Source organism: Collinsella sp. D33t1_170424_A12 (assembly GCF_015554865.1).
Lineage (GTDB): Bacteria > Actinomycetota > Coriobacteriia > Coriobacteriales > Coriobacteriaceae > Collinsella.
The window spans coordinates 1-7,605 of sequence record NZ_JADNJJ010000214.1 but is presented as its reverse complement, the minus strand read 5'-3'; the positions used below and the strand labels follow the sequence as shown (position 1 = coordinate 7,605).

At 64.1% G+C, this 7,605-nt stretch carries 4 protein-coding genes; all 4 read left to right on the top strand.

What is annotated here, in order from left to right:
• A partial coding sequence (nifJ, locus tag I2E26_RS08850; RefSeq protein ID WP_195420438.1) for a pyruvate:ferredoxin (flavodoxin) oxidoreductase occupies positions 1 to 3,250 on the top strand: 3,250 nt, incomplete at its 5' end.
• A gap of 1,015 nt (positions 3,251 to 4,265) precedes the next feature.
• Complete coding sequence (locus tag I2E26_RS08845; protein ID WP_195420437.1) at positions 4,266 to 5,003, top strand: glutamine amidotransferase; 738 nt, start codon at positions 4,266 to 4,268, stop codon at positions 5,001 to 5,003.
• Between the two features lie 98 nt (positions 5,004 to 5,101).
• A complete protein-coding gene (locus tag I2E26_RS08840) occupies positions 5,102 to 6,538 on the top strand; it encodes a MurT ligase domain-containing protein (RefSeq protein WP_195420436.1) in 1,437 nt (478 codons plus the stop codon).
• Positions 6,539 to 6,978: 440 nt separating this feature from the next.
• Positions 6,979 to 7,605 (top strand): carbamate kinase (locus tag I2E26_RS08835; RefSeq protein ID WP_195420435.1); only part of this gene is annotated, 627 nt, incomplete at its 3' end.

Here is a 7,605-nt window from a genome sequence, read left to right as displayed (position 1 = left end):
TAAGATCGCGGGCGAGGGCCTGCCGAGCGTCTTCCACGTCTCGGCCCGTACCGTCGCGTCCCACGCGCTCAACATCTTCGGCGACCACTCCGACGTCATGGCCTGCCGCCAGACCGGCTTCGCCATGCTCGCCGAGGGCAACGTCCAGGAGGTCATGGACCTTTCGCCCGTCGCCCACCTCGCCGCGCTGACCGGCAAGACGCCGTTCGTCAACTTCTTCGACGGCTTCCGCACCAGCCACGAGATCCAGAAGGTCGCCGTGTGGGACTACGAGGACCTCAAGGACATGTGCGACATGGACGCCGTCCAGGCGTTCCGCGACCACGCGCTCAACCCCGAGCACCCCACCGCTCGCGGCAGCCACGAGAACGGCGACATCTTCTTCCAGCACCGCGAGGCCTGCAACGCCACCTATGACGCGCTGCCCGCCATCGTCCAGTCCTACATGGACAAGGTGAACGCCAAGCTCGGTACCAACTACCATCTGTTCGACTACTACGGCGCCGACGACGCCGACCGCGTGGTCGTCTGCATGGGCTCCTTCTGCGACACGCTCGAGGAGGTCATCGACTACCTCAACACCCACGGCGAGAAGGTCGGCCTGGTCAAGGTCCGCCTGTACCGCCCCTGGTCCGTCGAGGACTTCGTGGCCGCCCTGCCCGCGACCGTTAAGAAGATCGCCGTGCTCGACCGCACCAAGGAGCCCGGCTCCATCGGCGAGCCGCTCTACCAGGACGTCGTCTCCGCGCTCTACGAGTCCGGCAAGACCGACATCGTGGTGACCGGTGGCCGTTACGGCCTCGGCTCCAAGGACGAGCCCCCGGCGGCCGCTTTCGCCGTGTACGAGGAGCTCAAGGCCGACGAGCCTAAGCGCGAGTTCACCATCGGCATCGAGGACGACCTCACCCACCTGTCCCTGCCCATGGACCCGGATGCCCCCAACACGGCGGCGGAGGGCACCATCGAGTGCAAGTTCTGGGGTCTCGGTGGCGACGGCACCGTCGGCGCCAACAAGAACTCGATCAAGATCATCGGCGACCACACGGACAAGTACGTCCAGGCCTACTTCCAGTACGACTCCAAGAAGACCGGCGGCGTCACCATCTCGCACCTGCGCTTCGGTGACTCCCCGATCCGCTCTCCGTACTACGTGACCAAGGCCGACTTCGTGGCATGCCACAACCCGAGCTACATCATCAAGGGCTTCAAGATGGTCCGCGACGTCAAGCCCGGCGGCACCTTCCTGGTCAACTGCCAGTGGACGCCCGAGGAGTTCGCCTCCCACATGCCGGCGAACGCCAAGCGCTACATCGCCAAGAACAACATCAACGTCTACCTGATCGACGCTATCGACCTGGCCGCCAAGGTGGGCATGGGCAAGCGCACCAACACGGTGCTGCAGTCCGCGTTCTTCGCCCTGGCCGGCGTTCTGCCGCAGGAGGACGCGCTTCAGTACATGAAGGACGCCGCCACCAAGTCCTACGCCAAGAAGGGCGAGGCCATCGTCGAGGCCAACCATAAGGCCATCGACGCCGGCGCCACCGCCTTCGTGAAGTTCGACGTCCCGGCCGACTGGGCCGACGCCGCCGACGAGGCTCCCGCCTCCGTCCTCACCGACGACCAGAAGAGCGCCATCGCCAAGCAGGTCAAGGAGCTCATGGAGCCCATCGCCCGCATGGACGGCGACTCCCTGCCCGTCTCCGCGTTCAAAGATTGCGCCGACGGCCAGTTCGAGCTGGGCGCATCCGCGTACGAGAAGCGCGGCGTCGCCGTCATGGTGCCGCATTGGGACGAGACCAAGTGCATCCAGTGCAACCAGTGCGCCTACGTCTGCCCGCACGCCACCATCCGTCCGTTCGGCATGACCGAGGACGAGGTCGCCGCCGGCCCCGAGACCATGCGCACCCTGGACGTGAAGATCCCCAAGAACACGGGTCTCAAGTTCGCCATCGCCATCAGCCCGCTCGACTGCATGGGCTGCACCAACTGCGCCAAGGTCTGCCCGAAGGACGCTCTCACCATGGTTCCCGCCGAGGGCGAGCTCGTCGAGCAGAAGACCTTCGACTACTGCGTCGCCAACGTGTCCGAGAAGCCCGAGCTCATCAACAAGAACCTCAAGGGCACCCAGTTCAAGCAGCCCCTGCTTGAGTTCTCCGGCTCCTGCGCCGGCTGCGCCGAGACCGCGTACGCGCGCCTCGTCACGCAGGTCTGCGGCGACCGCATGTTCATCTCCAACGCTACCGGCTGCTCCTCCATCTGGGGCAACCCGGCCGCTACCTCGCCGTACTGCACCAACAAGGACGGCCACGGCCCGGCGTGGAACAACTCCCTGTTCGAGGACAACGCCGAGCACGGCCTGGGCATGGAGCTCGGCTACAAGGCGGTCCAGGGCAAGCTCGTCGCCGAGACCGAGGAGCTCATGGCTTCCGATTGCGCGACCGACGAGCTGAAGGCCGCGGCACAGGCTTGGCTCGACGCCCGTAACGACGCCGAGGCCTCCAAGACCACCGCTGCCGCCTACATCGAGCAGCTCGAGGCCTGCGGCTGCGACAAGGCTAAGGCCATCCTGGCCGACAAGGCGTACCTCACCAAGAAGTCCTTCTGGATCTTCGGTGGCGACGGCTGGGCCTATGACATCGGCTTCGGCGGCCTCGACCACGTCCTCGCCTCCGGCAACGACGTGAACGTCTTCGTCTTCGACACCGAGGTCTACTCCAACACCGGTGGCCAGGCCTCCAAGGCTTCCAACCTCGGTCAGGTCGCCCAGTTCGCCGCCTCCGGCAAGGCCATCAAGAAGAAGAGCCTCGCCGAGATCGCGATGAGCTACGGCTACGTCTACGTGGCCCAGGTCGCGATGGGCGCCAACCCCGCCCAGACCCTCAAGGCCATCCAGGAGGCCGAGGCCTACGACGGCCCGTCCCTGATCATCGGCTACAGCCCCTGCGAGATGCACTCCATCAAGAAGGGCGGCATGCAGAACTGCCAGGCCGAGATGAAGAAGGCCGTCGAGTGCGGTTACTGGAACATGTTCCGCTTCAACCCGGCTGCCGAGGAGGGCAAGAAGTTCTCCCTCGACTCCAAGGAGCCCGCAGGCGGCTACCAGGAGTTCCTGATGAACGAGGCCCGCTACGCCTCGCTCACCCGCGCGTTCCCCGAGCGCGCCGAGGAGCTCTTCGCTGCCAACGAGGCCGCGGCCATGGAGCGCTACCAGCACCTGCTGAAGCTCAAGACCCTCTACAACGAGGCGTAAGGCTTCGGCTGGTATAAATGGTCCCATCGGGAGGCCCCGAAGGGTTCCCACGCGAACGTCCTCGCGCTTGCGCGCTGCGGGATGTTCGCTTAGGGAATCCCTTCGGGGCCTCCCTTCGTTTCTCCCGCCTGCACGGGTCGAGGGGAAGTGTGCGAAGGCCCCGGTGGGGCCTTCTTTGTTGGCGGGAAAGGGTGCTCAGAAAAGGGACAGGCACTTTTCTGAGACGTCGATTCAGGCAGGGGAAGGCGGCCATCCGAGCCGGCTTTCTGCTCAGAAAAGGGACAGGCACTTTTCTGAGACGCGAGATGCCTATCGGAGAAGGCGGTCTTTCGAACTCCCTTTCTCGTTTTCATGACCGTGATCTGCGGATCCGTTGCCGTTCGGGAGGGGCTTTGATTCGCATGCCCGTCACGACTTTACATTCCCTAGAGGGATCTTTGATTCGCGGGCTCGTCATGTCTTTGTGCTCCTCGGGGGTCTTTGCCAAACACCGCCCAGGCGCGCATTCCTGGCAGCAAGCATCCGAGGTCTTGGGTCCACGAGAGAAAAGGCCCCCCACGGGTGATTGCTGCGAGTTTTTCTGACGGCCGGGGTTTCCTCCTCGGGCTTGCTGGGAGGAAATGTTGCCGAGGCGAGTTCTGTGCGCGGATTCCTGCCGGACAGTCAGCCCCGCCGCGCAAAGCTGACGGTAAGGACGCTCTTGGCGCGCGGTTGCCGGGAGGAAAGCGCGGCTTCGCCGCGATGCCGGGAGGTTTTTTGGCCAAAAGCTCTTTGCGCGCAGAAAACTGACGGCAAGCGCCCATCTTGTCGTCCGTGCGTTGCCGCTCTGCACCGTCCGCGTTTTCGCGCTCGTCGCCCACCCCGTGTAGTCCGCCCGTCACCCGCTCGGCCCGGAGCCCACCGCCCGACCGCCATTCCGACCCGCCCCGCCCTCTGCTCTTTATATGGCAGGAGCGCGCGGAGCGCGGCCTTGTTGGATAATGGCATCCACAGCAATGAGTAGGGGAGGAGCCGCATGGCGCAGACAACGATCGAGATCCTGTATCCCGAATTTGGCAATCAGGCGGGTGACAACGGCAACGCCATGTACCTGCGCGCCTGCCTGCCTCAGGCAGCGTTTATCGAGACCACCTTCGGCGAGGAGCCCGCGTTCGTCACGCGTGACGACCTCTCGCTCATCCTGCTGTGCGGCATGACGGAGCGCCAGCAGGAGCGCGTGCTCGACGCGCTCATGCCGTACGCCGAGCGCCTGGCTGCGCTGGCCGACGCCGGCACGCCCATGCTGTTTACCGGCAATGCCGTAGAGCTGCTGGGCAACATGATCATCACGCCCGAAGGCCGTGGCATCACGGGCCTGGGCTTATTCGACTTCGTCACGCATCAGCTCACGCCGCAGCGCTTCACCGGCGTTGGACTGGGTACCTTCCAGCCCGCGCCCGGTGCCGACCCCATCGACATCGTGGGCTTCAAGATGCAGTTCACCCAGGCCGAGGGCAAGAACGAGAAGTGGTCGTTCTGCACGCTCAAGCAGGGTTTCGGCATGAACAAGAAGAGCGCGTTCGAGGGCGTTCGCCGCAACAACCTCATCGGAACGTGGTTCCTGGGTCCGCTGCTCACCGTCAACCCGCCGTTTACGCGCTGGCTGCTGGACGCCATGGGCGAGGCGGACGCCGTGCTCGCACACGAAGAGGTGGCGATGCGCGCGTACGAGCAGCGCGTGAAGGATTTCGCCACGCCCGGCATGGACGTTTAGCCCGGCCGGTTCGCGGTCGCGCGTGTCGAAAGGGCTGTCGCGCGGTCGTTATCGCCCGCCAGCACTGTTAGCCGTTCTCTCCCAGCAAGGAGTTTCCTGTGAGCACTTCAACGAGCAAGACCCCGCGCTACTACCTCGCGCTCGCCGCGGGCAAGACCGCCGCCGCCGCGCTTAAGATCGCCCGGCGCAACGGCGGCCAGGTGCCCGGCACCGTGGCCGAGGCCATCTGCCCCGATTTCCTGGCCCGTACGCCCAAGCCCGAGCGCGTGGTGTTCGTGACCGGTACCAACGGCAAGACTACTACGTCTAACCTCCTTGACGATATTCTGCTGGCGTGCGGGTTCGACCTGGTGACCAACCGCGCCGGCGGCAACATCATCACGGGTATCGAGAGCTCGCTCATCAAGGACGCGCGTATGAGCGGCGCGCCCCGGCGCCAGGTGGCGTGCATGGAGCTCGACGAGTTGTCCTCGCGCCGCGTGCTGCCGTATATGACGCCCGATGTCATGCTGGTGGCGAACCTCTATCGCGACAACTTCACCCGCAACGCCAATCCCGATTACATCTTCAGCGTCATCGACGCCAACATCCCCGCGTCGACGCATCTCATCCTCAACGCCGACGACCTCATCTCGTGCCGGCTTGCTCCCCAGGCAACGCATCGCACGTATTTCTCGATCGGTCATCTCGAGGACGACCTCGAGGGTCCGGAGGGCATCGTGTGCGACCTCACGGCATGTCCCGAGTGCGGCGGCGCGCTCGAGTACGACTGGTGCCATTTGCGCCATCTGGGCCGCGCACGCTGCGTTGCCTGCGGCTTTAAGAATCCCGAGCCCGATTACCTGGTCACCGAAGTCAACAAGGACGACCATGAGTTCACGATGCGCGAGCTGTGCCACGCGGTTGACGGCGAGGCGCCCGAGTATACGTACCATATCGCAACGTATTCGATCACCAACCTGTACAACCTTGTTTCCGCGTTGGTCACCGCGCGTGAGCTGGGTGTTTCTGCCGAGCAGCTTCAGGATGTGCTGGCCGACGGCAAGGTTAACGTGACGGCGGCCCGCTTCAGCGAGGAGACCGTCGAGGGCCTGCGCCTCGTTAACACCGCGTCCAAGGGCGAGAACAGCACGGCCACGTCAACGGCGCTGGCCACGATCTGCCGCGAGCCCGGCTCCAAGGTGGTCGGGCTCATGCTGGCCGACTACTACCTGGCCACCAATCCCAAGAAGACGGAGTTTACCGGCTGGTACTATCAGGCCGATTTCGAGTACCTGGCCGATCCCGCCGTCAAGCAGGTGGTGGTGCAGGGCGCCAACTCCGATGACCTGCTCCTGCGCCTGCTCATGGCCGGTATCGATGCGGATACCATCTTCATGGCCGAGACGGAGCGCGAGGCGGCCGACCTCGTCGAGCTCGAGGGCATCGACGGCGTGTTTTGCGCGTACGACATCTTCAATGGCGACCAGGCACAGGCGTTTCGCGAGCGCGTGGCCGAGCGCATCCGCGAGCGCGTAGGCGTGTGCGGGGCCTAATGTCGGCGCCGGCGCGGCCGGCTTTATTACAGGAATCTTGTAGACGGGGGTGCCGTGGCGCCCCCGTTTTCTTAGCCGTGCCCGCGTGAGAGATGTGGAGGGCGCGCGTCCTGCCAGCGATTCACCCCGCTGCAAGATGAGTTAGGTACCAATGTAAGAAATGCATAAAGAGTGAAAAGCACTGCATCGGCATAGAGTCTTATCACGATTCTTTATCAAGCTGCAGAGTTGGCAAAATATGTAGCTACACCTGCTTGCTTGCCGTGAGTGGTAGCATTCTTACGCTCAGCGGCACAAGAGTGCCGTTCGCCCGCTGATTCGGCTAGAAATGTATAAAATCATGGACAAGGAGAATATAATCCTAGACAAGCTCGCGGACGCCCCGCGGCGTCTGCAAGACGAGGTACGAGTACAGTTCCTCTGCGAGAAAGGAAACCACTATGTCCAAGCCGCTCGGCAAGCCCGATCGCATCGTCGTCGCCCTCGGTGGCAACGCGCTCGGCAACACCCCTGAGGAGCAGATCGAGAAGGTCGGCCACGCCGCCCACGCACTGCTTGGTCTCATCGAGCAGGGCAACGAGATCATCATCACCCATGGCAACGGCCCGCAGGTCGGCATGATCCAGAACGCGTTCGCCGCCGCCCACGATGCCATCGGTACCCCCGCCATGGACCTGCCCGAGTGCGGCGCTATGTCCCAGGGCTACATCGGCTATCACCTGCAGCAGGGTATCGGCCGCGAGATGCACAAGCGCTATAAGCGTTGGCACGCTGCCTCCGTCGTCACCCAGATCGAGGTCGATCCGGACGATCCCGCATTCGCCAATCCCACCAAGCCCATCGGCCCGTTCTACTCCGAGGAGCAGGCCAAGGAGATCATGGCCGAGAACCCCGAGATGACCTTCGTCGAGGACTCCGGCCGCGGCTGGCGTCGCGTCGTGGCTTCCCCCGAGCCCAAGAAGATCGTCGAGGCCGACTCCATCCTCAACCTGCTCGACAACGAGTTCATCGTCATCGCTTGCGGTGGCGGCGGCATCCCGGTCGTGCGCGATTACGATAACAAGGGC

Bases quoted from the DNA above. Each gene is read 5' to 3' on its own strand.
- I2E26_RS08845 (WP_195420437.1), top strand. From the start codon at position 4,266: ATGGCGCAGACAACGATCGAGATCCTGTATCCCGAATTTGGCAATCAG.